Annotated in this window: 22 protein-coding genes; 10 read left to right on the forward strand and 12 right to left on the reverse strand. The window is 65.4% G+C overall.

What is annotated here, in order from left to right; all coding sequences use genetic code 11:
* The first annotated feature begins 6 nt into the window (after positions 1-6).
* From B5520_RS14805 to B5520_RS14830, 6 genes are all read left to right on the forward strand, one after another.
* Positions 7-1,653, forward strand: coding sequence for a DNA repair helicase XPB (locus B5520_RS14805; RefSeq protein ID WP_079597843.1), 1,647 nt, complete (start codon positions 7-9; stop codon positions 1,651-1,653).
* Between the two features lie 49 nt (positions 1,654-1,702).
* A complete protein-coding gene (locus B5520_RS14810) occupies positions 1,703-2,203 on the forward strand; it encodes a DUF427 domain-containing protein (RefSeq protein WP_079597844.1) in 501 nt (166 codons plus the stop codon).
* Between the two features lie 449 nt (positions 2,204-2,652).
* On the forward strand, positions 2,653-4,620 hold the full coding sequence (locus B5520_RS14815; protein ID WP_079597845.1) for an MSCRAMM family protein: 1,968 nt from the start codon (positions 2,653-2,655) through the stop codon (positions 4,618-4,620).
* Positions 4,621-4,806: 186 nt separating this feature from the next.
* Positions 4,807-5,517: a response regulator transcription factor gene (locus tag B5520_RS14820; protein ID WP_079597846.1), complete on the forward strand. Its 711-nt coding sequence runs from the start codon at positions 4,807-4,809 to the stop codon at positions 5,515-5,517.
* 2 nt (positions 5,518-5,519) lie between these two features.
* The gene (locus B5520_RS14825) at positions 5,520-6,998 is read left to right on the forward strand and encodes a sensor histidine kinase (protein ID WP_176156880.1); all 1,479 of its coding nucleotides are present in this window, start codon (positions 5,520-5,522) and stop codon (positions 6,996-6,998) included.
* Positions 6,999-7,106: 108 nt separating this feature from the next.
* Positions 7,107-7,394: a WXG100 family type VII secretion target gene (locus B5520_RS14830; RefSeq protein ID WP_079597847.1), complete on the forward strand. Its 288-nt coding sequence runs from the start codon at positions 7,107-7,109 to the stop codon at positions 7,392-7,394.
* A 112-nt stretch (positions 7,395-7,506) separates the two neighbouring features.
* Here B5520_RS14830 and B5520_RS14835 read toward each other — a convergent pair whose 3' ends face one another.
* Positions 7,507-8,547 (reverse strand): ribonuclease HI family protein, encoded by a 1,041-nt coding sequence (locus B5520_RS14835; protein WP_079597848.1) that lies wholly within the window; start codon positions 8,545-8,547, stop codon positions 7,507-7,509.
* Between the two features lie 246 nt (positions 8,548-8,793).
* Here B5520_RS14835 and B5520_RS14840 point away from each other — a divergent pair, with 246 nt between their 5' ends.
* Positions 8,794-10,113, forward strand: a complete 1,320-nt coding sequence (locus B5520_RS14840; protein WP_079597849.1) for an ABC transporter substrate-binding protein — start codon at positions 8,794-8,796, stop codon at positions 10,111-10,113.
* Between the two features lie 145 nt (positions 10,114-10,258).
* Here the strand turns inward: B5520_RS14840 and groL are convergent, their stop codons facing one another.
* The 5 genes from groL to B5520_RS14865 form a co-directional block, all read right to left on the reverse strand.
* Positions 10,259-11,887 (reverse strand): chaperonin GroEL, encoded by a 1,629-nt coding sequence (gene groL, locus B5520_RS14845; RefSeq protein WP_079597850.1) that lies wholly within the window; start codon positions 11,885-11,887, stop codon positions 10,259-10,261.
* Positions 11,888-12,175: 288 nt separating this feature from the next.
* Positions 12,176-13,447 (reverse strand): ABC transporter substrate-binding protein, encoded by a 1,272-nt coding sequence (locus B5520_RS14850; protein WP_079597851.1) that lies wholly within the window; start codon positions 13,445-13,447, stop codon positions 12,176-12,178.
* On the reverse strand, positions 13,444-13,650 hold the full coding sequence (locus B5520_RS14855) for a cold-shock protein (RefSeq protein ID WP_015936110.1): 207 nt from the start codon (positions 13,648-13,650) through the stop codon (positions 13,444-13,446). The genes B5520_RS14850 and B5520_RS14855 overlap by 4 nt, the downstream gene beginning before the upstream one ends.
* A 168-nt stretch (positions 13,651-13,818) precedes the next feature.
* Positions 13,819-14,478: a LytR C-terminal domain-containing protein gene (locus tag B5520_RS14860; protein ID WP_079597853.1), complete on the reverse strand. Its 660-nt coding sequence runs from the start codon at positions 14,476-14,478 to the stop codon at positions 13,819-13,821.
* 47 nt (positions 14,479-14,525) lie between these two features.
* On the reverse strand, positions 14,526-14,867 hold the full coding sequence (locus B5520_RS14865) for a DUF3263 domain-containing protein (protein WP_079597854.1): 342 nt from the start codon (positions 14,865-14,867) through the stop codon (positions 14,526-14,528).
* A gap of 140 nt (positions 14,868-15,007) precedes the next feature.
* On the opposite strand from B5520_RS14865, the gene B5520_RS14870 reads away from it, so the two are divergent.
* Both B5520_RS14870 and B5520_RS14875 read left to right on the forward strand, forming a co-directional pair.
* A complete protein-coding gene (locus tag B5520_RS14870; RefSeq protein WP_079597855.1) occupies positions 15,008-15,778 on the forward strand; it encodes a uracil-DNA glycosylase in 771 nt (256 codons plus the stop codon).
* A gap of 14 nt (positions 15,779-15,792) precedes the next feature.
* Entirely contained in the window at positions 15,793-16,632 is an 840-nt protein-coding gene (locus B5520_RS14875) for a siderophore-interacting protein (protein ID WP_079597856.1), read from the forward strand.
* Between the two features lie 53 nt (positions 16,633-16,685).
* Here B5520_RS14875 and B5520_RS14880 read toward each other — a convergent pair whose 3' ends face one another.
* From B5520_RS14880 to B5520_RS14890, 3 genes are all read right to left on the reverse strand, one after another.
* Positions 16,686-18,188 (reverse strand): threonine/serine ThrE exporter family protein, encoded by a 1,503-nt coding sequence (locus B5520_RS14880; protein ID WP_079597857.1) that lies wholly within the window; start codon positions 18,186-18,188, stop codon positions 16,686-16,688.
* Between the two features lie 67 nt (positions 18,189-18,255).
* The gene (locus B5520_RS14885) at positions 18,256-19,572 is read right to left on the reverse strand and encodes a peptidoglycan bridge formation glycyltransferase FemA/FemB family protein (protein ID WP_079597889.1); all 1,317 of its coding nucleotides are present in this window, start codon (positions 19,570-19,572) and stop codon (positions 18,256-18,258) included.
* Positions 19,573-19,695: 123 nt separating this feature from the next.
* The gene (locus B5520_RS14890) at positions 19,696-20,829 is read right to left on the reverse strand and encodes a lipid II:glycine glycyltransferase FemX (protein ID WP_079597858.1); all 1,134 of its coding nucleotides are present in this window, start codon (positions 20,827-20,829) and stop codon (positions 19,696-19,698) included.
* A gap of 149 nt (positions 20,830-20,978) precedes the next feature.
* Between B5520_RS14890 and B5520_RS14895 the strand changes: the two genes are divergently transcribed.
* Positions 20,979-21,500, forward strand: a complete 522-nt coding sequence (locus tag B5520_RS14895; protein ID WP_254865587.1) for a TspO/MBR family protein — start codon at positions 20,979-20,981, stop codon at positions 21,498-21,500.
* A 33-nt stretch (positions 21,501-21,533) separates the two neighbouring features.
* On the opposite strand, the gene B5520_RS14900 is transcribed toward B5520_RS14895, so the two are convergent.
* From B5520_RS14900 to gcvT, 3 genes are all read right to left on the reverse strand, one after another.
* On the reverse strand, positions 21,534-22,976 hold the full coding sequence (locus tag B5520_RS14900) for an L-serine ammonia-lyase (RefSeq protein WP_079597860.1): 1,443 nt from the start codon (positions 22,974-22,976) through the stop codon (positions 21,534-21,536).
* A gap of 63 nt (positions 22,977-23,039) precedes the next feature.
* Positions 23,040-23,450 carry a glycine cleavage system protein GcvH gene (gene gcvH, locus B5520_RS14905; RefSeq protein WP_079597861.1) on the reverse strand — a complete coding sequence of 137 codons (411 nt, stop codon included), beginning with the start codon at positions 23,448-23,450 and terminating at the stop codon, positions 23,040-23,042.
* Between the two features lie 509 nt (positions 23,451-23,959).
* Positions 23,960-25,108 (reverse strand): glycine cleavage system aminomethyltransferase GcvT, encoded by a 1,149-nt coding sequence (gene gcvT, locus B5520_RS14910; protein ID WP_079597862.1) that lies wholly within the window; start codon positions 25,106-25,108, stop codon positions 23,960-23,962.
* Positions 25,109-25,110: the final 2 nt, after the last annotated feature.

A 25,110-nucleotide genomic window follows, 5' to 3' on the forward strand; every position in this document is an offset into this window, starting at 1 on the left:
CCCCGCGTGAACGACGGACCCCTGATTGTCCAGAGCGATAAAACCATCCTCCTCGAGGTGGACCATGAGCTGGCCACCGAGGCGCGGCACGCCATTGCCCCGTTCGCCGAGCTGGAACGGGCTCCCGAACACATGCACAGCTACCGGCTGACGCCGCTCGGACTGTGGAATGCCCGCGCCGCCGGCCTCGACGCCGAGAGAGTCCTCGACACGCTGTTGAAGTACTCGCGGTTCCCGGTGCCGCATTCGCTGCTGATCGACGTCGAGGAGACGATGTCGCGGTACGGCCGGCTGCGCCTGGAAAAAGACCCCCAGCATGGACTGGTCATGCGGACGGACGACTATCCGGTCCTGGAGGAAGTGATCCGGGCCAAGAAGATCCAGCCCCTGCTGGGGCCCCGGATCGACGGGGAAACCGTGGTGGTGCACGCCTCCCAGCGCGGACAGCTCAAGCAGCTCCTGCTCAAGATCGGCTGGCCCGCTGAGGACCTTGCGGGCTACGTGGACGGCACCCCGCACCTGATCGCCCTGAACGAGGACGGGTGGAAGCTGCGGCCCTACCAGCAGCTGGCCAGCGAGAATTTCTGGGCCGGTGGCAGCGGCGTGGTGGTGCTTCCCTGCGGGGCCGGCAAAACGCTGGTGGGGGCAGCGGCGATGGCCACGGGATCAACCACCACCCTGATCCTGGTCACGAACACCGTGGCCGCCCGGCAGTGGAAGGACGAACTGCTGAAGCGCACCACCTTGACGGACGACGAGATCGGCGAGTATTCCGGCGCGGTGAAGGAAGTCCGTCCGGTGACCATCGCGACGTACCAGGTCCTCACCACCAAGCGCGGCGGGTTGTATCCGCACCTGGAGCTGGTGGACGGCCACGACTGGGGCCTGATCATCTACGACGAAGTCCATCTCCTGCCGGCGCCAATTTTCCGGATGACAGCGGACCTCCAGGCCCGGCGCCGGCTGGGGCTCACCGCCACCCTGGTCAGGGAGGACGGCCGGGAGGGCGAGGTGTTCAGCCTGATCGGACCCAAGCGCTATGACGCGCCGTGGAAGGACATCGAGTCCCAGGGGTACATCGCCCCGGCCGATTGCGTGGAGGTCCGGGTGGACCTGCCGAAGGACGAGCGGGTTGCCTACGCCATGGCCGAGGACGCGGACAAGTACAGGCTGTGTTCCACCTCCGAATCCAAGACCCTGGTGGTGGAGGAGCTCGTGGCCCGGCATGCCGGGGAGCAGCTGCTGGTGATCGGGCAGTACATCGACCAGCTGGACGACCTCGGCGAACGGCTGCAGGCGCCGGTGATCAAGGGCGATACGTCGGTGAAGGTGCGCCAGAAGCTCTTCGACGCCTTCCGGGCCGGCGACATCCAGACCCTTGTGGTGTCCAAGGTTGCCAATTTCTCCATCGACCTGCCGGAGGCCTCCGTGGCCATCCAGGTGTCAGGTTCCTTTGGCTCCCGGCAGGAGGAGGCACAGCGGCTGGGCAGGCTGCTGCGGCCCAAGAAGGACGGGCGGGCCGCCCGCTTCTACTCCCTGGTGGCCAGGGACACCCTGGACCAGGACTTCGCCGCGAAGCGCCAGCGATTCCTTGCCGAGCAGGGCTACGCGTACCGGATCATGGATGCCAAGGACGTGGGGCAGCCCGGCTAAGTGTGCACCGCGGCCCCATCGGCCACGCCATGGGTGCACACTGGGAGGCATGCGTCCGAAAATACGTCCGGTCATTCCGTTGCCAGGCCAGGAGTCGGTCTGGGACTACCCCCGTCCGCCGCGCGTCGAGCCGAGCCGGGAACGGATCAGGATCATTCTCGGCGGCGAACTGATCCTGGACACCACGGATTCCCTCCGTGTCCTTGAGACAAGCCATCCTCCCGTCTACTACGTGCCCCGTTCCGCGTTCATCCCGGGAGCCCTGGAGCCTGCACCCGGAAGCAGCTTCTGCGAGTTCAAAGGCACAGCCCGCTACCTCACTGTCCGGGGCGGCAGCGCTGTAGCGGAAAGGGCGGCCTGGTTCTACCCCGAGCCCGTCGCGGGATACGGGGACCTGGCAGACCGTGTGGCGGTCTACCCCGGCAGGATGGACTCCTGCGAGGTGGACGGCGAGCGCGTGCGTCCGCAGGCCGGCGGCTTCTACGGCGGCTGGATCACGGACCGGGTGGTGGGTCCGTTCAAGGGAGAGCCGGGGACCTTGGGCTGGTGAACCCGCGGACTCCTACCTGCCGTGTCCGTGCAGCATAACGACTTGGGAAAAGGCGCAGACTGCGGGAAACCGCAAAGAGTTGATGAGGACATTGTTCGCGCACTTTCCCGGCAGTACGTTCAGAGCGCTGGGTTACATATAGGCAACAGGTTCCGAACTCAGATCGGGACTTGAGGGCTGGGCTGACGGCCTGGTCCGCTTCGTAGAACGCGGCTTCACATGTGCAGATCGACCATCCTTTGCCCCGGCCACAACCAGCAATGACCGCTGGCTTCGTGCTGCCCAACCGACTCCGTTACGCGACGAAGCGACGACAGGAGTAGTCCGGCCGGGCCCCTCTGCGCGGGCCACGACCGATCAAATATTGGGGAGATGCTGGGGATTTCGCCGGCGCAGGTCACCTGCCTGCTCCGAAACATCATTCGCCACTCTGAAGTGAGCACACACCCATGAAAAACATTACGCGCGCCCGTTGGGGCGCGGGAATCGCCTGTCTGGCTCTAATCCTTTCCGGCGTTACATCGGCACAGGCAAACCTGCCCGGTAGTCCCTTCGACGCCGGTGACGGCAACCTGTTGGTGAATGGCGTTGAGGACGACTGGGCCAATGCGGCGATCAGCTGCACCGGCACAATTGTTGGTTGCGGCCTGGACCTGCCCACAGGCCAACAGGACAACTCGTTCGGACAGGGAACCAAGGAAGACACCCCTGTACCGACTGTCGTCTCAGGCCAGGTCCCAAACAACAAGAGCGATTTGACGCGCTTCTATTCGAAACTGAAGACCGAAGCCAACGGCAAGGATTACGCCTACTTAGCGTGGGAGCGGGTCCAGGAGCCCAACGGCACCACCAACATGGACTTCGAGTTCAATAAGTCCGCCGCTGTTTCCGCCAATGGCGTCACCCCTGTCCGCAGTGACGGTGATGTCCTGATTAAGTATGATCTTGCCCAGGGCGGCGTTACTCCCGTGCTCGGCTACCATCTGTGGACGACTACGGGCGCCCCGGCTTCAGTTTGTGAAGCGTCGAATACTGTTCCTTGCTGGGGCAAAGTCCAACCCCTCGACGGGAACTTCGAAGCGTCCATCAACACGGAAGCGGTGGTAGATCCGATCAACCCTGACGCTCCCCGCAGCCTTAGCGTGCGCACTTTCGGCGAGGCAGCCATCAACCTGACTGATTCCAACATCATTCCTGCAAATACCTGCGAAACGTTCAGCGGTGCATATCTGAAGAGCCGTTCCTCGGACTCTTTCACCGCAGCGCTGAAAGACTTCATCGCCCCTGTGCCGCTCAACTTCTCCAAGTGCGGCTCCATCAAGATCCGTAAGGCTACAGTGGGCGGCGATGGAACTTTCGGTTACACCACTACCGGCGGTTTGACTCCCGCCACCTTCACCCTCAGCAACGGCGGCCTTCGCGACTACGGCTCGGCCCTCCAGCCAGGTTCCTACACCATCACCGAAAACAGCCTTCCTGCAGGGTGGGACCTGACGAGTATCAGTTGTACGGTGACGGGCACGGGGACCTCTGCGGCACAATCAGGCACCAGCGCAACCATCAACATCACGCTCGGCTTCCAGGGCACCGTCGACTGCACTTACACCAACACCGCCCGCGCAACCATCATCGTGGAGAAGCAGACAGTTCCTGACGGAACGGCAGGAACGTTCGCCTTTACGAGTGATGTTGCCGGGCTGAACGGATCCATCAGCGACGGTCAAACGTTGACAGCAGCAGGCATCCTGCCCGGCACGTACACGGCGACGGAAACCGACCCGGCGCCGGGGTTCGACCTCACAGGAATCGCTTGCGACGACTCCAACAGCACCGGCAATGTGGCAACACGGACGGCCACGTTCGTTGCAGCGGCCGGTGAGACGGTCAAGTGCACGTTCACGAACAGCCAGAGGGGACGCATCAATGTATTGAAGACCGATGACGACACTCCCGGCGTTCCGCTCGCCGGTGCTGTCTTCACGCTGTACGCCGATGCCGCACCTACCGGTGGTACAGGGCCTGGCGCCGAAGACGCGGCAACGGCATTCACCTGCACGACGACGGACGCTGGCACCTGCTCGTTCCTGAACATTGTCCAGGGCAGTTACTGGGTGGTTGAAACGACGACTCCTGCAGGGCATGACACCGCAACTGCTCAACTTGCGACTGTGGGCGCCGGCGGGACTGTGTCCCTCACGTTCGTAGATCCGCGCGACTTCAAGATCATCGTGCTGGTCTGCAAGGAAGCCGATAACTCGTTGTACTCAAGCACAGTGACCGTGGACGGTGAGGACAAGACCTCACTGGGTACGACCCCATCGGGGCTTACCTCCGCTCAGCTGTGTGCCTTGGGTGGAGCCACCTATGGCGACAAGAGCTACGGTAATCACGATTCGAATGTGAACATCCCTCAATAGACGCGTTGTGACGATGGGTCAAGCCCCGGGCTCGACCCATCACGAATGGAGTACTGACAGGCAGGGTCCGCGGCGTACTGGCCGCGGACCCTGCCTTGTGCGTGGTACGTCGCCTGTCCGTTGGCGTCCATAAAACATTCATCCTGCATCCAGACAACTCCCAGAGACTGGGAGCATGATGGGAGCATGAACAAGAACGGCCCAGAAGCGAAGCTCCTCGTTGTCGACGACGAACCCAACATCCGCGAGCTGCTGTCCACCTCGCTGCGGTTCGCAGGGTTCGAGGTGGTTTCGGCGGCCAACGGCCGGGATGCCCTGGCGGCTGCGGATACGCACACCCCCGACCTGGCCGTGCTGGACGTCATGCTTCCGGACATGGACGGGTTCACCGTCACCCGCAAGCTCCGCGCATCGGGCAAGCACTTCCCGGTGCTGTTCCTGACCGCCAAGGATGACACCGAGGACAAGGTCACCGGCCTCACGGTGGGCGGGGACGACTATGTCACCAAACCCTTCAGCCTCGACGAAGTGGTGGCCCGGATCCGCGCTGTCCTGCGGCGCACCCAGCCCCTGCTGGACGACGACGCCGTCATCCGCGTCGGCGACCTGGAACTCGACGACGACGCCCACGAGGTCCGCCGCGGCGGCACCGTCATCGAGCTCTCCCCCACCGAGTTCAAACTGCTGCGCTACCTCATGCTGAACCCCAACCGTGTGCTGTCCAAGTCCCAGATCCTTGACCACGTGTGGGAGTACGACTTCAACGGCGATGCGTCCATTGTGGAGTCCTACATTTCCTACCTGCGCCGTAAGGTGGACATCGATCCCGAGGCCCCGGCGCTTATCCAGACCAAGCGCGGCGTGGGCTACGTGCTGCGGACGGCAGAAAAGCGCTGACCTTGCTGGAGCGGTGGAAGTCGTCCTCCCTCAGGACGCAGCTGGTGGCCATGATCATGGCCCTGCTGATCGTGGCGTTGACGGTGACCGGTGCGGGCACCCTTGCGCTGCTGCACAGCTTCCTGCAGGGACAGGTGGATGACAAGCTGAATGCGGCGGTGCGCCTCGCCGAAGAGCAGGGTTCCTTCACCCAGCTGCAGGCGCCCAGCCCGAGGGTTCCCACCGACTACTCGCTGACGCTTTTTGTTCCCGACGAGGAGCCCTTCCCACTCAGCCGGGACACTGACGGGGGCGGTCCCGATATCAGCTCCATGTCGGTGGAGCAGGCCCAGTTGCGTGGCGGTTTGCCTTACCAGGTAAGGGGCACGGACGGCGAGAACTGGCGGGTGGTTGCCGTTAGGGTCCTCGCCAACAACCGTCCCGCCGTCGTGGTTATTGGGCTGCCGCTCCAAAGCGTTGATGACGTCCTCAAGCACGCCACGCTGGTGGTCATCGGGGTGGGCCTGCTCACGCTCCTGTTGGCCTCGTTGATTGCGAGCTGGACCGTCTCCCGGTCCTTCCGGCCCCTGGCGCGGGTGGAGAAAACGGCAGCCGCCATTGCTGCCGGCGACCTGTCCCGGCGTGTGGAGGTGGAAAATCCGGCTACCGAGCTCGGCCGGCTCAGCAGTTCGTTGAACGCCATGCTCGCCCACATCGAAACCGCCTTCGCGGCTCGCACCGCTTCCGAGGCAAGGATGCGCCGTTTCGCCGCCGACGCTTCCCACGAACTGCGCACCCCGCTGGTGACCATCCGCGGCTTCTCCGAGCTGTACCGCCACGGGGCATTGACCACGGACGAGGATGTGGCAACCGCCATGGGCCGGATCGAAAGCGAAGCCAAGCGCATGGGGTCCATGGTGGAGGATCTGCTGCTTCTGGCCCGGCTTGATGAGCAGCGCCCGCTCCAGCAGAAGCCCGTGGACCTGCAGCTGGTTGCCCACGATGCTGTGGTGGACACCAAGGCCGGCGCCCGTTCGAGAGTGATTTCGTTGACCGGGCTCGACGGCGGGACCGCCACTCCGGCCCCGGTCCTGGGCGACGAAGCCAAACTCCGCCAGGTGGTGGGCAACCTCGTGGGCAATGCCTTGCGTTACACCCCCGAGGGCTCGCCCATTGAACTTGCGGTCGGGGTGCGGACCGTGGACGGGGAAGCCCGCTCCATTATCGAAGTACGCGACCACGGGCCGGGCATTTCCGACGAGGATGCGTCCAAGGTCTTTGAGCGTTTCTACCGGGCAGACACCTCCCGGACCCGGGAAACGGGCGGCAGCGGACTGGGCCTGGCCATTGTGGCTGCGATCGTGGGATCCCACGGTGGTTCCGTGCGGGTGGAAACCACCGACGGCGGCGGCGCCACCCTGGTGGTCAGCCTCCCCTACCGCGGCGACCCGCCGGAGCGGGCGGACACCCAAGGCAGTGACGGCGAGGTTATCCACATATAGCCTCCGGCCGTGGCAGGGGCAACAGGGGCATCCATAGGCTCGTTGCAGCAGCCCGGAACAGCCGGGCAGGGAAGCGCACCGCTGCCCATCTCAGCGAAAGGCACTGCCATGAGCATCATTTCCGTCGATACCGAACTGCTTCAGCTGAAGTCCGCTAACGTGCAGGCAACAGTGGACAGGATCAGCGCCGATGTCCAGGCCATGAAGTACGGCCTGGACGAACTGCAGGGCTCCTGGCGGGGTTCGGCAGCCACCACCTTCCAGGCTTTGATCGCCGAGTGGACCCTCACCCAGGGCAGGGTGGAGGCATCTTTGGCTTCCATCAACGCGGCGCTGGCATCGGCCGCCGCAACCTACGTGCAGGCGGAGCAGGGCAACACCCAACGCTTCAGCTGAGGGGCTGCCGGCCCGCACCATCCTCAGTGGCGGCCCAGGACAGTGGCGGCACAGGACAATGGCGGCACAGGACAGTGGCGGCGCAGCACAGTGGCGGCGATGCCCGGGCCGGCTACGCTTCGGGTGTTCCCTGGTGGAACCTCAGCCGCCACCGGTTGCCGTCAAGGACCCACAGGGAGCTGCGGAGGGTGGTGCCGGACCGGGCAAAGCTCCGGTATGTCAGCAGGACGGCACCCGTGCCGATGCGGTCCACCCCCAGGATTTCAATGTCTGTCCGTTCCCCGGGATCCTCTTCCAGTGCCATCATCATGGCGTCACGCGTCCAGACACGCCCTGAGCTGCCGATCTCCATGAAGTCGGGGTGCAGCAAAACAGCTGTCCGCCCGATGTCGCCGCGCACCAGCGGCCCCAGGAGTTCCCGCTCCAGCTCCTCCACCAGGGCTTCAGGCGAGGGGGCCTGCTTCTGCGCGTCCCTGACGTCGAAGGGGTCGGTTTCCAGCTGGCTGAACAGGTCAAGCTCGTCCGGACCCGCGGCGGGCGGGATGCCTGCGGTCCGGGTGGCGGTTGTCCGGGTGGCTGTTCCAGGGGTTGTTGCCCTGGCGGCTGGTGCCTGGGGCATTTCTGCCGCCCGCTGTGTTGCAGCAGCGGGCACTCCACGTGCATCATGGCCAGCAGCAACCAGGTGGGAGCCTGGAAACCCGGGGCCGGACCGCGCAGCAACGCCTTGCTGGTAGGCGGTGGCCGCAGCCCGGGCGCGCTCGTCCGCCGCTTCGTTCAGTTCATGGCCGGCGTGCCCCTTGACCCACTCGAAGGTGTACTTCCGGCCGGCAAGCTCCCGGTCCAGTTCCTTCAGGAGCTCCACATTCAGGACCGGCTTCCCGTCAGCCTTGCGCCAGCCCTTGCGCTTCCACCCCGGCATCCACTTGGTGATCGAGTTGATGACGTACTGGCTGTCGCACAGGATGCGCAAGTCCTCCTGCGGGAGGTGGGCGGTGGCCCGGAACAGGTCCAGGACAGCCATCAGTTCGCCCTGGTTGTTGGTCCCGTGGGGCCACCCGCCGGCGCGCCAGCAATCATCATTCACGTACCAGGCCCAGCCGGCCGGGCCCGGGTTTCCCAAGGCCGAACCGTCAGCCGCTGCAGTAATCGTCACCGGTCCATCCTGCCAGACCTGGACCACAATGCGGGCCTTTGCTGCCAGATCGCCCGCAGCCCCACGGGAGCGCCCGGACTGGTCCTGCCCTCGCCTATGCCCAACAACCGGGAAAGCGGTTACCGAAAGTTCTTGACGGAAGGGATGGATCAGGGAACAATCGCTCTTATTGAAATGAGAAAACGCTTTCTCAGGCGGCGGTACGGATGCCGACCTGCCGGGAGGCGGTACCAGGAAGGCACATCAATGACGATTCGGACTGTAAGCCGGCGCAAGTTCCAGCTCGGCGCAGCGGCCCTGGCCCTCTCCATCCTGGCTACAGGCTGTGGCGCCTCCGGGGGAACCGGCGGGTCAGGCGGTAATGAGCAGGTTACCCTGCGGTTCGCCTGGTGGGGCAACGAGTACCTCAACGGGCAGACCGAAAAGGTCATCGCAGCCTTCGAGGCGGAGCACCCCAACATCAACATCGAATCCGAGCCCGGCGAATGGGGCAGCTACTGGGACAAGCTGGCCACAAAAACGGCCGCCAACGATGCTCCCGACGTGATCCAGATGGACCAGAAGTACATCGCCGAGTACGGCGGCCGGGGGGCGCTGCTGGATCTGTCCAAGCAGGACGGCATCGACACCTCCAAGCTGGACAAGGAGGCCTTGGCTTCAGGGCAGTACGACGGCGCGCAGTACGGGCTCAGCACGGGCCAGAACGCCTACGTCATTATGGCCAACACGAAGGTCTTCGAGGCAGCGAACGTACCTGTCCCGGATGACACCACCTGGACCTGGGACGAGTTCATGGAAACGGCGTCGAAGATCAGCGCTACCGGTGACGGAAAGAACTACGGCGCCGCCTACGGCAGCAACGAAGCTGACTTGATCATCTGGCTGCGGCAGCACGGCGAGGACCTGTACTCCAGCGACGGCAAGCTGGACTTTGATACCGCGACGGCGGCGTCCTTCTGGGAGCGGCTGAAGGAGCAGCGGGACTCGAAGGCCAGCCCGCCGGCAACGGTGGCCACGGAGGACTCGGGGGCCGGCCTGGAGGAAAGCCTGTTCGGAACCAACCGGGTGGGCATGGCCTGGTGGTGGACCAACCAGCTCGGCTCGCTGGAAGCCACCACCGGCAGCAGCATCAAGATGCTCCGCGCACCAAGTGTCGACGGCTCGGCCGCGAAGAACGGCATGTACTACAAGCCCACCATGTTCTGGTCCGCCTCGTCGCGCTCAAAGCACCCCGAGGAGGCTGCGACCTTCATCAACTACCTCACCAATAGCCCGGAGGCCGGCGGCATCCTGATGACGGACCGCGGCGTGCCCACCAACCCCGAGATCGTTGACAGCATTACTCCTGCGCTGAAGCCTGCGGACACCACCGTCGTGTCCTTCCTCAAGGACATTTCACCTGACATCCAGGAAGCACCGCCGGTTCCGCCGGTAGGGGCCGGCAGCGTGCAAAACGTGATCAAGCGCTACACGGACGAAGTGCTGTACGACCGCCTCACCCCGCAGGCTGCGGCGGAGGCCTTCAAGAAGGAAGTCGAGGGGATGCTGTCCAGCGCCAGGAAGTAGCAAAGGCACTGCAGAACCGGACCACCAGGCAGTGCCGGACCACCACACCGTACGGCAACCGCTGACCGCATAAAAGACAAATGCGGCCCCCTCCGCAGAGGGGGCCGCATTTGTCGTATCAGCGGGACAGGTCCCGGCAGGAAGGCTAGAAGCCGCCCATGCCGCCCATGTCGTCGCCGCCGCCAACGGGAGCGGCGTTCTTCTCGGGCTTGTCGGCCACAACTGCCTCGGTGGTGAGGAACAGGCCGGCAATGGAGGCCGCGTTCTGCAGGGCAGAGCGGGTCACCTTGACGGGATCGTTGACGCCGGCAGCCAGCAGGTCGACGTATTCGCCGGTGGCTGCGTTCAGGCCGTGGCCTGCGGGCAGGCCGCGGACCTTGTCAACAACAACGCCCGGCTCGAGGCCGGCGTTGAAGGCGATCTGCTTCAGCGGAGCGTCGATGGCAACACGGACGATGTTGGCGCCGGTTGCTTCGTCGCCGGACAGCTGCAGGTTGGCGAATGCCTTGGCGCCTGCCTGGATGAGGGCCACGCCGCCACCGGCGACGATGCCTTCTTCAACAGCGGCCTTTGCGTTGCGCACTGCGTCCTCGATGCGGTGCTTGCGCTCCTTGAGCTCAACCTCCGTGGCGGCACCGGCCTTGATGACTGCAACGCCGCCGGCCAGCTTGGCCAGGCGCTCCTGCAGCTTCTCGCGGTCGTAGTCGGAGTCGGAGTTCTCGATCTCGGCGCGGATCTGGGAAACGCGGCCGGCGATCTGGTCGGCGTCGCCTGCACCCTCGACGATGGTGGTCTCGTCCTTGGTGACAACAACCTTGCGTGCCTTGCCCAGGAGTTCGAGGCCGGCGTTCTCCAGCTTCAGGCCGACTTCCTCGGAAATGACCTGGCCGCCGGTGAGGACGGCGATGTCGGCGAGCTGTGCCTTGCGGCGGTCACCGAAGCCGGGGGCCTTGACGGCAACGGACTTGAAGGTGCCGCGGATCTTGTTGACGATCAGGGTGGCCAGGGCCTCGCCCTCGATGTCCTCGGCGATGATCAGCAGCGGCTTGTTGGACTGCATGACCTTTTCCAGGACAGCAACCAGTTCCTTGACGTTGGAGATCTTGGAGTTGACGATCAGGATGTACGGGTCCTCGAGGACCGTTTCCTGCCGCTCTGCGTCCGTGACGAAGTAGGCGGAGATGTAGCCCTTGTCGAAGCGCATGCCTTCGGTGAGTTCCAGCTCCAGGCCGAAGGTGTTGGATTCCTCGACCGTAATGACGCCTTCCTTGCCAACCTTGTCCAGGGCTTCGGCAATGAGGGCACCGATTTCGTCGTCACCGGCGGAGATCGAGGCCGTAGCGGCGATCTCTTCCTTGGTTTCGATTTCCTTGGCGGAGTTCAGCAGCTCGGCGGTGACGGCCTCAACGGCCTTCTCGATGCCGCGCTTGAGGGACAGCGGGTCGGCGCCGGCAGCAACGTTGCGCAGGCCTTCCTTGACCAGGGCCTGTGCCAGCACGGTAGCCGTGGTGGTGCCGTCGCCTGCGACGTCATCCGTCTTCTTGGCAACTTCCTTGACCAGCTCGGCGCCGATCTTCTCGTAGGGATCGTCCAGCTCGATCTCCTTGGCGATGGAAACACCATCGTTGGTGATCGTGGGGGCGCCCCACTTCTTTTCGAGGACGACGTTGCGTCCACGCGGGCCGAGGGTGACCTTAACGGCGTCGGCGAGGGTGTTCAGGCCCCGCTCAAGGCCGCGGCGTGCCTCTTCATCAAATGCAATGATCTTGGCCATAACGGCAGTAGTCCTTTCGGGACAGTCGTTAAGATTGAACCTTCGCTGCAGTGCCCGCGACGGACGATCCTTTGCCGGTGGCCTCTGTACGCCTCCGGGTGGGGATCTCACTCCAGTTAGGTGTTTCTTCGCTCCTCGACCGCTGCCGTGCGCCGCCCGGCGGAACCAGGCCTTGCTTTAGCAGTCGGTACGTCAGAGTGCTAACTCAATAATTAGCACTCCCCACGTGAGAGTGCAAGCGAAAGAGGCCCCCAACCGGCAGTCCGCCCTGGTATTCGCCGAGGGCGATCAGCTCGCGGCGCGGCCCGCTGTCTCCCGGCCGCTGGGCGCGGGAATGTTGTCGGCCCCGTATGTAAACACCATGAAGTTGGCCGTGGTGATGTCTCCGTTGGCGTCAAACGCGACCGGGCCGGATTCGCCGTCGTAATTTATGACGCCCGCCGATGCCAGTCCGGCCAGGCATTCCTTGTAGGAGGCGCAGGCAGCAGCCGCGGGGGCCTGCGCCCCAGCCACTCCCCCGGACACGCTGATCAGGTTCGCCGTGACGGAGCGGCCTGCATCATCCTCCGCCCTGGCGGCGGCCAGGGCGGCAAGGGTAAGCGCGTCATATGTCTCGGCCGCGAACGATACGTCCTTCAGTTTTCCGTCGACTGCCAGCAGCCGCTCCTGGAATCCCGCGGAGGGAAGCTGCCCCGGAACCAACGCGCGGGCGCCGTCGAGGGCCCTGGCGCCCAGCGTGGACCCGTACCGGGCGAAGCCGCCGTCGCTGATGATGATGCGGTCCCCGGCTACTCCGGCATTGTTCAGTTCTGCCAACGCGCCCTGCGCACCCTCGCGTGCAATCAGGATCACCGCATCGGATCCGGCTTTCGCTGCCTCACCGGCGGCTCCGCCGGCCTCCCCCGGCGTGAACCCCTCCGTCGCCGCGACGTTGAGTCCGGACTGCCCGGCTGCGTCGGAAACAGCCGTCGAAACGTCCTTGCCGTAGGAGCCCTCCTGGTACAGCACGGTGACGGTGGCGGCGCCGGCATCCTTGGCGAGTTTGATCAGGACGGGAGCCTGGGCCACGTCCGCGGCCGCTGTCCGGAAGTAGTAGCCGCCGGAGTCGGTGCCGGTGAGGCCCGCCGCAGTGTTGGCCGGTGAGATCAGCGGCGTGCGTGCCCTGGACAGGACGTCGATGGTTGCTTCGGCGTTGCTGGAATCGGTGGGCCCGATCACCACGTCGGCCTTTCCGGCTACCAGGGCGTGCGCCTGGGCTGCCGCGTCCTGGTCCGTGGCGACGGGGAGGAGCTCCACGGGCCGGCCCTTGTGGCCGCCTGCGTCGTTGATGTCCTTGACTGCGAGCCTGGCCGCTGCCAGCTGGGGTGCGTTGAGGAAGCTGCCGTCACCGGTGTTGTCCAGGACCAGGCCCACGCGCAGGATGCCATCCCCGGACGCCTCCGCTGCTTCGACGCGTGCGTTGCCGGTCACGCCGGAACACGCCGTCGCGGCCAGGAGGGCGCACAGGGAGAGGGCAAGCGCCGGACGGATCCGGGCGGCGGGGCGGAACAGGGGCTTCACTCGGCTGGCCGAACGCTTTCGGCCTGGGGGCCTTTCTCGCCTTCGCCGACTTCGAGCTCCACCCGCTGGCCCTCGTCGAGTGCACGGTAGCCCTCACCCTGGATGGCGGACCAGTGGACAAAAATGTCGTCCCCGGACCCGTCCACGGTGATGAAGCCGTAGCCCTTCTCCGCGTTGAACCACTTGACCGTTCCCAGTGCCATGATGACCAACTCTTTCCGTTGAGACCGGGGAAGCCGCGCCGCTGTCTGCTGCCTGGCCCCGGAACGAAGCCTGAAATTACTCTAGCCAATGCCGGGCCGGCGCCGCAGTCAGCGTGGAGCAGGGGCGGCAAACGTTACTGATGCGTGACCGGTGCCACAGAAAATGCCCTAGCGGTAGCCCGGACCCAGCACCACAACCAGCGGCACCTGGAACTCCGTACTGCTCACCAGGGTGGGCACTCCCAGCAGTTCCGCCAGCGCCTGGGCGTTCGCCAGCTGGTCAGCACCGGAGTAGAAGATGGTGGAGCCCTGCTGCGGCGCGCCGGCCCAGTTGCCCACCTGTCCCAGCGTCCAGCCGTCCGCCTGGACCGTACCGCCCACGCGGCTTGCCAGCCCCGCCGTCCCGGCCGCGTTGTAGACGGCTACCGGCTGGGTCCTGTCCAGGAAAACCGGCGCATCGGCCGAGGGAGTGGGCTCAGCTTCGGCCTCGGCGCTGGGCGAGGGCTCGTTCGAGGCGGACGGCACAGCTTCGGCGGAGGGTGTTGTGTTGGCGGAGGGCTCTGCCGGGCTTTCCTGGGCGGCGGGTTGCGTTGCGCCGGTGTCCGCCAGCGGGCTGGCGGCCAGGCTTGACGCCTGGCTGCCGGTACCGCCGAAGCCCATCTTGGGAAGGATCAGGAAGGACACCACACCAATGGCCAGGGCCACGAGACCCACCGCCAGGATGGGCCACAGCCGCACCCGGGCCGGGGCGGAAGCCGTGCGGTGGACACCTTGGCGCGACGAGTTCTCGGGGACCTTGTCGAATTCATCGCGGGCGTATTTGGTCATGGTGGAAGGACATCCTTGGTGATTGCTGCTGAAGGGCGTGGGGCGTCCTAGGCGTCGGACCCCAGGCGCCGTGCGGTGCGTGCACGGTGGCGAGACGTACGTAGTCTACGCAATCTCTTGACCAGCATGGGATCGTGCGCCAGGGCATCCTCACTGTCGATCAGCGCGTTGAGCAGCTGGTAATAGTGGGTCGCGGAGAGGTCGAAGAGCTCGCGGATGGCCTGTTCCTTGGCTCCGGCGTACTTCCACCACTGCCGCTCGAGGGCAAGCATCTGCTGCTCGCGCTCACCCAGCGGCGAGTCCCGAAGGGTGAAATCGGCCAGGAGCTGGTTCCGCGGCTCCTGCTCCGGCACATGTCCGGGCATGTGTTCCCGGGCCGGTTCCGCCACGGCACACTCCTCCGCTGGTAGGGGCAAATGTCTTACCCCCATGCTACGGACGAATAACAGCGTTGTCATTTGCGCCCGGGTCCAGGCAAGGAAGCAACGCGACAACCATCCCGGCGGCGTTCCCCTGCAAGAATGGGACGATGTTTGAATCAGACGCCTTGTTCGAACTGGAGCGTGAACCAGCCGACGCCATCGGTTTTGCCGGGCTTGCGCAGCGTCCGCTGGCAGACCTCGTGGCGCCAGACTGGGCTGACGCGCTGGCCGGCGTGGAAGGTGACCTGCGGGAGGTCCTTTCCTTCCTGGCCGCAGAAGTCGCGGCGGGGCACCAGGTCCTGCCGTCGCCGTCGAACGTCCTGCGCGCCTTCCGCCAGCCCTTGGCCGGCGTGAAAGTCCTCGTGGTGGGGCAGGATCCCTACCCCACGCCGGGTCACGCCGTGGGCCTTTCCTTTTCCGTGGACAAGCGCACCCGGCCCATCCCCCGCAGCCTGGCCAACATCTACCGGGAGCTGGAGGATGACCTCGGCATTCCGGCGCGGGTCCACGGCGACCTGTCCGCGTGGGCGGAGCAGGGGGTGCTGCTGCTGAACCGGGTGATGACGGTGCGTGCCGGGTCGGCAGGGTCCCACCGCGGCAAAGGCTGGGAGAAAATTACGACGGCGGCCGTCGCCGCTGTTGCCGGCCGCCGCTCTCCGGACGGGTCACCCGTGCCCCTGGTTGCGCTGCTGTGGGGGAAGGAAGCCGAATCGGTCCGCCCGCTCCTGGGCGGCACACCGATTGTGTCCAGCGCCCACCCGAGCCCGCTGTCCGCCTCCCGCGGCTTCTTCGGCTCGCGGCCCTTTAGCCGGGTGAACCAACTGTTGCGGGAGCAGGGTGCCCTGGACGTAACCTGGGAACTGCCGCCGGCCCCTTAGCTTAGGCTTGCCTTATGAGCATTGTTCCCGCAGCAACCAGCGCCAGCAAGAAGACCCGTCCGCAGATCAACCTCGAAGTAGTGCGCAGGGAAGAGCTTTCTCCGCACATGGTCCGGATCGTGGCAGGCGGGGAAGGCTTCGGGGACTTCGTCAACAACGGCTTCGTGGACCGGTACGTCAAGATCATTTTTCCGCAGCCCGGAGTGGAATACCCCGCGCCCCTGGACCTGTGGACCATCCGGGAGACCATGCCACGTGAACAGTGGCCCTATACCCGCACCTACACCCTCCGCTGGGTTGATCCGGCGGCCCGCGAACTGGCCATCGATTTTGTGGTCCACGGCGATGAAGGGCTGGCAGGCCCCTGGGCGGCCAAGGCCCGGCCAGGCGACGCGCTGACCTTCACCGGCCCGGGCGGCGCCTACAACCCCAACCCGGACGCCGACTGGTACCTGTTTGCCGGCGACGAGGCGGCACTTCCGGCCATCGCCGCGTCCTTGGAAGCCCTGCCGCCGGAGGCCACCGGCCTGGCGTTCCTGGAGGTGGATTCCGACGCCGACATCCAGCTGATTGCCGCACCGGCCGGGGTGCAGATCACCTGGCTGGCCCGCAACGGCGTCCCGGCAGGTTCCAGTGACCTGCTGGTCAAGGCGGTAGCGGATGCCGAATGGCCCGGCGGAACGGTGGACGTTTTCGCCCACGGTGAGCGCGGCTACATGAAGGCACTGCGGGACGTGTTCTTCACGCAGCGGGGCCTGGAGCGCCGGCAGGTGTCGCTGTCCGGCTACTGGGCGCAGGGCCGGGTGGAGGACGCCTTCCAGGCCGAGAAGAAACTGCCGGTCGGGCAGATCTGACGCGTCCCCCACGGGACTGGCCACGGCGGTGCGACAGCGCCGCCGAAGTATGACTAGCGGCGGCGGGCGCGGCGCCGCTCGTTGCTGGCCAGGCTCCTGGTCAGCGGCCGGGCGAGCGTGTCGCCGAGGACAATGCCTGCCGCCGTGCCCAGGACGATCGCACCGGCGCTCAGCATGTTCCCGGCACCAACCAGGATTTCCGACTCTTCAACCGTGAGCACGTACATGGAGCGGAAGATGGTGAGGCCCGGCAGCAGGATCAGCGCGGCGGGCACCGCAACCACCAGCTGGGGTGCGCCCATCCGAAGCGCCACGACGCGCGCCAGCAGCCCGATGACCACGGCGGCGAGAGCGGGCGAGAACCGGTCGCCGATGCCCAGCAGGCCGCCGCCGAGCAGGACGAGATAGCCTGCGACGCCCACGGCCGCCGTGGGCAGCAGGAGCTGCCAGCTGGTCTGTTCGGTAATGCCGATGGCCATCACGGCCACGGCCACGAAGATGATCAGCACCCACAGGTCGTAGGCGGGCGGGAAGGTCTGGGTGACATCGATCCGCTCCATGCCGGTCAGTTCGCCCACCACAAAGGCCACGGCGATGCCCGCCACGATGGCACCGAACGTCAGCAGCGTCGAAAGGAACCGCCCGGCCGCCGTGACCGGGAAGCCGTTGATGGCGTCCTGGACGGAGGAAACGAGGCGGCCCGTGGGCAGGAGCAGCAGGATGCCGCCCACCACCACGATGGCCGGCGAGGTGGTCAGCCCGAACTGCCAGAGCAGCAGCGCCAGCTGGGTCACCACGAAGGAACAGCTGGCCGTGATGAAGAAGTCCGGAACGCGCCAACGGCCCAGCTGCCGGGCCAGCAGGCTCACGCCGATGTTGGCCGCAAACGCAATGGCTGACGACACCGGCCCGCCTCCAAGGACGCCCACGAACACGGCAGCGAAAATGCCGAAGGCCACCGTGACCATCCAGCGGGGAAACGGCTTGGGGCTGGTAATGGCCTCGTTAAGCCGGCGGATGGCCTCATCACGGCCCACTCCCCCGGCCACGATGTCGGTCACCAACTGGTGCACTTTGGCCAGTCCGGCATAGTTGTTGGTCCAGGAGCGGACGACCCGCAGCAGCGCAATCGGCGTCTGGTCCTTGGGCGCATAGTTGATGCCCACGGACTGGTTGGTGATGTCCACCTCGATGTTCTTCAGTCCCAGCGCGGCGGTGACGGCGATGATGCTCGTCTCCACCTCCAGGGCACCGGCCCCGTACCGGAACATGGTTTCGGCGAGGTGCAGGGCGAAGTCCAGGGTCTTGCGGGCGGACGTGTCCACACCGCCCACCTGGATGGTGGGGTTGGCGTAGGGGCTGCCGGCGAGCCGGTCCACGATGCTCAGCGGCGCCGTCGGAGGGTTCTCGCTCTGGACCAGCCGGCGCAGCATCCTCTTGGCGGCGGCGTTCTGCCTCAACTGGGCAGGAGTCAGCGGCTCCGTCTTGGGCAGGCCGTCAGTGCGCGGCCTGCCTTTGGGGTACCCGGCCCCGGGGTATTCGGGCAGGTCTGTCATGGTTCCCTCCTCCCAATGCAGGTGAACTGTTCGGCTGTGTGATCAGTGGGCTGGTGCAGGCAGCCGGTCAGGCGGAGCGCCTTCCGGGCAGCTTGCCCAGCACTGTGCGGGCCGCTGCGGCGGCCGCGCGGGCCAGCCGATTGGCGTGGAACACGGCGGGCCGGACGGGCAGCACGAAGTCGCCCACCAGTTGGACCACCTCGCCGCCGAAGCCCTTCTTGAAGGCGTAGCCGCCGTGGCCTTCCTGGTCCTGCCCGGAGATCCCGAATGTCCCGTAGAAGTTGTAGCGCGGATACCCCTTTTCGAGGGCGTGCAGCATCATGCCCCAGTACAGCGAGGTGGCGCCGTTGAAGTAGATGTAGTCCTGGACGGTGCCGCCGATGACGCACACCACCTCGTCGCCGTAGCAGACGAAGTGGATGGCTGCCACGGTGGCCACTCCCACCGAGTCGGGGAAGCGTTCGATGTCCTTCAGGCTGCGTTCGTAGCTGTCCACGAGGTCCTGGACCACCTTGAGCCGGTTGGCCTTCTTCTTGCTGCCCGTCTCCTCCACCTCGCGGCGGAGGTCCGCGGCCGTGGCTGACTCGGCGGCCAGGCGGTCAGTAATGGACTTGCGGTAGGCCGGGATGTCGATTTTGGCCATCATGAGCTTGGTGAACTCGGGTGATGTGGTGCGCAGCAGGTGCTCGTAGTACGCGCGTTCGCGGTACACGAAACCCTTTTCGTCGCCGGCGTGGCTGAGGGCACCGTAGAAATCATCAAGGGTGTCCAGGGTGGCCTGTTCCAGGAACACGCCATTCTTCTCTGCCTTGCGGATGGCTTTACGGGTGCGGTAGCTGGTGCCCATGATGAGCTCCTCCGCGTCCTGGATGCCTTCGAGGCTCTTGATAAACATCCAGTTCACGTTGACGAAGTTCATGTCCAGGCCCTGGTGCTGGAACCCGAGCCCTTCGAGCCGGGCCACCAGAGGCCGGTTATCCTCCACCTCGGGATGTTCCGCGCCGTCCTCGTCACGGGCAATGTATTTGAGGTTCGGCGAGATCCGCAGTTCCGCGGCCTTGCGTTCGCCGGCCCGCTTGCGGAGAAGCTCGACGACGGCGCGCACCAGTTCGGGGTCGTCGTAGTCCATCAGAGGGCCCTTGGCGCATTCACACACCGTGTATCCCAGGCGGGTGGTGGTGAAGTTCAGCTTCCCGGCCGCCACCAGTTCGCCGTCGCGCCGGACTCCGAAGAGTTCCACCTGCTGCCCGCGGGCGCGCTGGAACCGGGCAAAGTCGACGGACTGCAGGAAGCTGTTCTGCGGATGCTTCAGGGCGAAGGCCTCAAAGTCGGCATCGCTGAGGACCGCGAACTCAAGGTCTGTGGCGGTAGGAACTGGAGTCAAGGGAATTACCTTCTTCATATCTCTTTCCGGCCTGCAGGGCAGTCGCGGGGCGGGACGGTGTTCGGGCGGAGGCGCAGCCGCGGTGTGGCTGATCTCCAGGACGGCCTGGGGTTCGGCGTGTGGTCAGTAGAACTGCTGGCCGGTCCGTGCCGTTTCAATCCGGCGGAACACCCGTTCAGCGCCCTTGACCCACAGCCTGTGCCGGAGGGGCGACAGGACGTAGTCGTGGCACCCCACAAAGTCGGTCACCGTTTTGGTGAAGCTGGTCTTGAACATCCCCATGCCGTAAAGCGTGTGGCTCTTGTCCTTGATGCGGGAGGACGGCGGCGTCCCGCAGAAGTCGTATTCGGTGCAGCCCAGTTCCTGCATGCGGCGGATGGCCGTCCACTGCACCAGGTGTGAATCGCCGTATTGCTTGCGGTTCTGCGTAGAGCCGCCGTCCTTATAGGTTGCCTTGGCACCGTAGTTGATCACGAAGGCGCCGACGCTGGGTTTCCCGTCCTCGTAGGCAAAAAAGAAGTGCCCCTGCCCGCGGTTGCAGAACTCGTCCCAGAACGCGGCGTAGTAGTCGTAGCTGCGCAGCGGCATGGACCCCTTGGCCTTAACAGTGTCCGCCATCAGGTCGTAGAGTGCCCGGTACGTTTCAGGGCCATGTTCCTTGCGGACCACCTCGCAGCCTTCCCGTTCCGCACGCCGGATGGCGTTGCGGGCGCGGGAGGAGATGGCTTTGAATACGGCTTCTTCAGGCTGGGAGATGTCCAGCAGTGCTGTGGAATCGTTGGACTGGATGTTGGGTGCCTTGACCAGTCCAGCGGCGGCAATCTGTGCCTGGGCATCGCCGGAGTCAATGATGTCCGGTTCCACCTTGATGGTGAAGACGTTCAGTTTGCGGCTGCGGGCAAACGCGGCACAGGCGTCGAGGGCTGCTTTCAGGTCGTCTGCCGCCGCGAGGTCGGGGCCCTTGATGAGGTACCACAGCCGGCCGAGCACGGGGAACTTCTTTTCCAGCACCAGGTTGTAACTGGCGGTTCCCGGGCTTTCAAGCACAAGGAACCGGACTTTCCAGCCGCTGCCGTTCTTCACCGACGCGTAGGCCGCCGACTGCAGCATATTGCCGCCGTTCGGATTGGCCGTGACGTGCTTGTCCCAGTTTTCAATTTCCTCGGCTGTGGCAAAACGTGCGGTGAATTCTCGCAAGGGGGCCGTGTCCAATCGGGTTGATGCGCGGTTTCGGTACTCGTAGCTGCGTGCGGACATGCAGCCTCAAGTCTAAAGCCTGCAGCGGTCCCGGCTTTCCGCCGCAGGCGGATGTGCAGCCTGCGGCGATGTTTCCGTAGGGCCCACGCCTTGACTCGGGCAGGGGCGTTCGCAAGGGTGGGAGGATGCAGCCAAACCGGGAACAATTGATGCCGCTGCCTGAAGGAAGCGCCCGGACATACAGCGCCGGAGTCCAGGCGGCAGCCCTGGCCGGCTTCCTGGCGGCATCCTTTCTGGTTGCCGCCCTGGGTGGACTGGCCACCGTCAACAACGTGGACGGATGGTATGCCACAGCGGACAAAGCGCCCTGGTCGCCGCCCAACGGCGTCTTTGGACCGGTGTGGACCGTGCTGTACACGGCAATGGCGGTTGCTGCGTGGCTGGTGTGGCGGAAACGCACCGGCAGGACAAAGGCCGCGCTGACTGTTTATGGCATCCAGCTGGGCCTCAACCTTGCCTGGACTCCGGTCTTCTTCGGCCTGTATCCCACGCTTGGCCCCGCAGCACTGTGGCTGGCGCTGGCCATCATCCTGGCCCTGATCGCCGCCGTCACCCTCACCGTCCTGCAGTTCGGCCCCATCAGCAGGACGGCCGGCCTGCTCCTGCTGCCGTACGTGGCGTGGCTGGTGTTCGCCACCACGCTGAACTGGTGGGCCGCCGCCCACAATTAAGGTTCCGTCCACAACGGACAGCGGCCCCTGGGATCAGCATTCGACGACGTTGACGGCGAGGCCGCCCATGGCGGTTTCCTTGTATTTGGAGGACATGTCCTTGCCGGTTTCGCGCATGGTGATGATGACCTCGTCGAGGGAGACGCGGTGGGTTCCGTCGCCCCAGAGCGCCATTTTCGCGGCGTTGATCGCTTTCGCGGCGGCGATCGCGTTCCGTTCGATGCACGGGACCTGGACCAGCCCGCCGATCGGGTCACACGTCAGGCCCAGGTTGTGTTCCATCGCGATTTCCGCTGCGTTTTCCACCTGCGCCGGGGACCCGCCCATCACCTCGGCCAGGCCCGCGGCCGCCATCGACGACGCCGACCCCACCTCGCCCTGGCAACCCACCTCCGCCCCGGAAATGGATGCCTGTTCCTTGTAGAGCACCCCCACGGCACCGGCCGCCAGCAGGAACCGCACCACGACGTCGTCGCGGTCCTGCTGACCGGCCTGGTCCATGCCCGGGGCGAAATGCAGCGCGTAGAACAGCACCGCCGGGATGATCCCGGCCGCGCCGTTGGTCGGCGCGGTCACCACCCGCCCGCCCGAGGCGTTCTCCTCGTTCACGGCCAGGGCGATCAGGTTCACCCACTCCTGCCAGTACTTCGGGTCATGGAAGTCCTGGTCCTGCCCGTCACTGTCCGGGGTGCCAGGTTCCAGCCGTGAGCTTTCCTTCTTCAGCCGCTCGTACCAGTCCGGGGCCCGCCGTCGGACCTTCAGCCCGCCCGGCAGCACCCCCTCACGCTTCAACGACGTCGCCACGCAGTCCTCCATCACGGACCAGATATGCAGCAGCCCGGCGCGGATCTCCTCCTCCGTGCGGGAGGCCTTCTCGTTGACCAGCATGACATCGCTGATGCCCAGCCCGGTTTCCCGGCAGTGCTCCAGGAGCTCGGCCGCGGTGCGGAACGGCAGCGGCAGTTCCTTCTTCGACTCCTCCAGCTCCTGCTGCGCCGCGTCCTCCTCACCCTCACGCACGATGAACCCGCCACCGACCGAGAAAAACGTCGCCGAATGCAGCACCGTGCCCTCGGCACCGGTCACGGTGAACGTCATCCCGTTCGTGTGCCGCGGCAGGACAGTCAACGGCCGCAACACCATGTCCTTCACCCCGTACGGCAACGCCACCGCCCCGGCCAACTGCAGCACACCGGTCTCCGCTATCGCAGCCAGCCGGGCCTCCACCTCATCGGGCAGGATCAACTCCGGATGGAACCCCTCCAACCCCAACAAAATCGCGGTCATCGTCCCATGCCCATGACCGGTCGCAGCCAAAGACCCATACAAGTCCACCCGCAACCCCGCCACCTCCGCCAGCACCCCGGAAGCCTTCAACTCCTCCGCAAAAACAGCAGCAGCCCGCATCGGCCCCACAGTATGGGAACTCGAAGGCCCGATCCCAATCGAAAAGAGATCAAAAACACCAACAGCCATGACGGAAATCCTTACTAAAACGCTGCGATCGGGGAGGTAGCTGACTGTTCTTCCGGTTCAACGCTACGCGCTTGCAACCCCGTCGGCGCCGTCCAGGTCGCCGCCGTTTTTCGACGCGTATTCCTGCGCGGACAGCAACGGGCCTTCGGACTCCGCGGCCACCTTGAACAGCCAGCCGGCGCCGTAGGGATCGTTGTTGATCAGGGCAGGATCGTCCACGACGGCCGGGTTGGTTTCCACCACTTCGCCGGTCACCGGGGCGTACAGATCAGAGACAGACTTCGTGGATTCCACCTCGCCACAGGTCTCCCCCGCGGTCACCATGGAACCAACCTCGGGCAGGTCCACGTACACGATGTCGCCGAGGGCATCCGTAGCAACGGCGGAAATCCCCACAGCCACAAGGTTCCCACCCTCCCGGGCCACCCACTCATGCTCGTCGGAATACTGAAGTTCAGCGGCTACTTTGGGCATATCTTTTTCCTTACGTAATTTTTCTGGCGAAACTCTTTGGTGGCTGGGTTGGGTGGCGTGTGGCCGAATTCCTCCGCGTACTGGCTCGTTCCTCGCCTCTGACGTACGCTTCCGGAATCCGCCCACCCGCCAAAGCAATGTCACCTTTGAGAGCGCAACAGTTCCAAGGCAACAAACACCCGCCCACCCGCACATTCTCAATCCGTGTCGAGGCGGGTGGTCCGAAAGAACGAATGAACCAACGGCAGGCGGGACTTCCTAAAAAATTGGGCAGTCCTCCACCCAGGGCCGCAGAGGACTCGGCCCATCCCCAGAACTTAGTGGTTCACCCAGCGCCAACAAGGCACCCATGCAAAAGCCCAAGGTGACGTTCAGGGGCCCCTTCGGGTGCGGCCTCCGGCAGCGTGCGTCTAAGGGAGCGTCACGTCCGCCCAGCGGGCGTCTTCGCGACCGAGCACGCAGAGGAGGCCGGACCCGACGGGCCAAAGGTGACCACAGGGCAGCAAGGGCTACTTTGAGCGCTTGTAGAACGGCAGTTCGACGACTTCGAACGGCTCCGCCTTGCCGCGGAGGTCGATGTCGAGGGCGGTGCCGGGGGCCGTGTATTCGACGTCCACGTACGCCATGGCGACGGGGTAGCCGAGGGTGGGCGAGGGCTGGCCGGAGGTTACCTCGCCCACAGTGACGCCGTCCTTGAGGACCGGGTAGTGGGCGCGGCCGGCGCGGCGGCCCAGGCCCTTGAGTCCTACCAGGCGGCGGCCGGAGGTGGTGCCGGCGCCGGCTTCCTTCTTGGCTGCCAGGGCCGCCTTGCCCACGAAGTCGCCTTCCTTGGAGAGTGCGACGACGGGACCCAGGCCGGCGGCGAACGGGTCACGCTGCAGGGACAGTTCCTTGCCGTACAGCGGCATCCCGGCTTCAAGGCGCAGGGAGTCCCGGCATGCCAGCCCGGCGGGCGTGAGCTCGCCGTCGTCGGCGATGGCGATGAGTGCCTGCCAGAGGGAGGCCGCGGCGTCGTTGGCCACGAAGATCTCGAACCCGTCCTCGCCGGTGTACCCGGTGCGGGCCAGCAGGAGTTCCTGCCCTGTGCCGGCCACCAGGAACGGCACCTCCACGGCGGCGTAGTACTTCAGCTCGGTGACGGCGCTGTGGTTCGCAGCCGGCACCAGCCGGAGCAGCAGCTCCTGTGCCTTCGGGCCCTGGACGGCGATCAGAGATGTCGCTGCGGAGGCATCCCGGACCTCGACATCGAAGCCGGCGGCCCGTTCTGCCAGCGCCGCGGCCACCACTGCTGCGTTGCCGGCGTTGGGAACCACCAGGAACACGTCGGTCCCGTCCGGTGCTGCCGGGCGCCGGTAGGTGATGAGGTCGTCGATGATGCCGCCGTCCTCGTTGCAGATCAGCGAGTACTTGGCCTTGCCCACCGGCATGGCGGAGATCCTGCCCACCAGGGCATAGTCCAGGAACGCGGCCGCATCGGGGCCGGTCACCCAGACCTCACCCATGTGGGACAGGTCGAACAGCCCCGCGCCCTTGCGGACGGCGTGGTGTTCAGCCAGTTCTGAGCTGTATTTCAGCGGCATCTGCCAGCCGCCGAAGTCCGTGAAGGATGCCCCCAGTTTTTTGTGCTCGTCGTAGAGAGCGGTGTACTTCTCAGGCATGC

The sequence above is a fragment of the Arthrobacter sp. P2b genome, assembly GCF_900168295.1.
Lineage (GTDB): Bacteria > Actinomycetota > Actinomycetes > Actinomycetales > Micrococcaceae > Arthrobacter.

Bases quoted from the DNA above. Each gene is read 5' to 3' on its own strand.
- B5520_RS14830 (WP_079597847.1), top strand. From the start codon at position 7,107: ATGAGCATCATTTCCGTCGATACCGAACTGCTTCAGCTGAAGTCCGCT.
- B5520_RS14820 (WP_079597846.1), top strand. From the start codon at position 4,807: ATGAACAAGAACGGCCCAGAAGCGAAGCTCCTCGTTGTCGACGACGAA.
- B5520_RS14895 (WP_254865587.1), top strand. From the start codon at position 20,979: ATGCCGCTGCCTGAAGGAAGCGCCCGGACATACAGCGCCGGAGTCCAG.
- B5520_RS14810 (WP_079597844.1), top strand. From the start codon at position 1,703: ATGCGTCCGAAAATACGTCCGGTCATTCCGTTGCCAGGCCAGGAGTCG.
- B5520_RS14900 (WP_079597860.1), bottom strand. From the start codon at position 22,976: ATGGCTGTTGGTGTTTTTGATCTCTTTTCGATTGGGATCGGGCCTTCG.
- B5520_RS14840 (WP_079597849.1), top strand. From the start codon at position 8,794: ATGACGATTCGGACTGTAAGCCGGCGCAAGTTCCAGCTCGGCGCAGCG.
- B5520_RS14815 (WP_079597845.1), top strand. From the start codon at position 2,653: ATGAAAAACATTACGCGCGCCCGTTGGGGCGCGGGAATCGCCTGTCTG.
- B5520_RS14855 (WP_015936110.1), bottom strand. From the start codon at position 13,650: ATGGCACTGGGAACGGTCAAGTGGTTCAACGCGGAGAAGGGCTACGGC.
- B5520_RS14870 (WP_079597855.1), top strand. From the start codon at position 15,008: ATGTTTGAATCAGACGCCTTGTTCGAACTGGAGCGTGAACCAGCCGAC.
- B5520_RS14880 (WP_079597857.1), bottom strand. From the start codon at position 18,188: ATGACAGACCTGCCCGAATACCCCGGGGCCGGGTACCCCAAAGGCAGG.
- gcvH (WP_079597861.1), bottom strand. From the start codon at position 23,450: ATGCCCAAAGTAGCCGCTGAACTTCAGTATTCCGACGAGCATGAGTGG.
- B5520_RS14890 (WP_079597858.1), bottom strand. From the start codon at position 20,829: ATGTCCGCACGCAGCTACGAGTACCGAAACCGCGCATCAACCCGATTG.
- gcvT (WP_079597862.1), bottom strand. From the start codon at position 25,108: ATGCCTGAGAAGTACACCGCTCTCTACGACGAGCACAAAAAACTGGGG.
- B5520_RS14875 (WP_079597856.1), top strand. From the start codon at position 15,793: ATGAGCATTGTTCCCGCAGCAACCAGCGCCAGCAAGAAGACCCGTCCG.
- groL (WP_079597850.1), bottom strand. From the start codon at position 11,887: ATGGCCAAGATCATTGCATTTGATGAAGAGGCACGCCGCGGCCTTGAG.
- B5520_RS14860 (WP_079597853.1), bottom strand. From the start codon at position 14,478: ATGACCAAATACGCCCGCGATGAATTCGACAAGGTCCCCGAGAACTCG.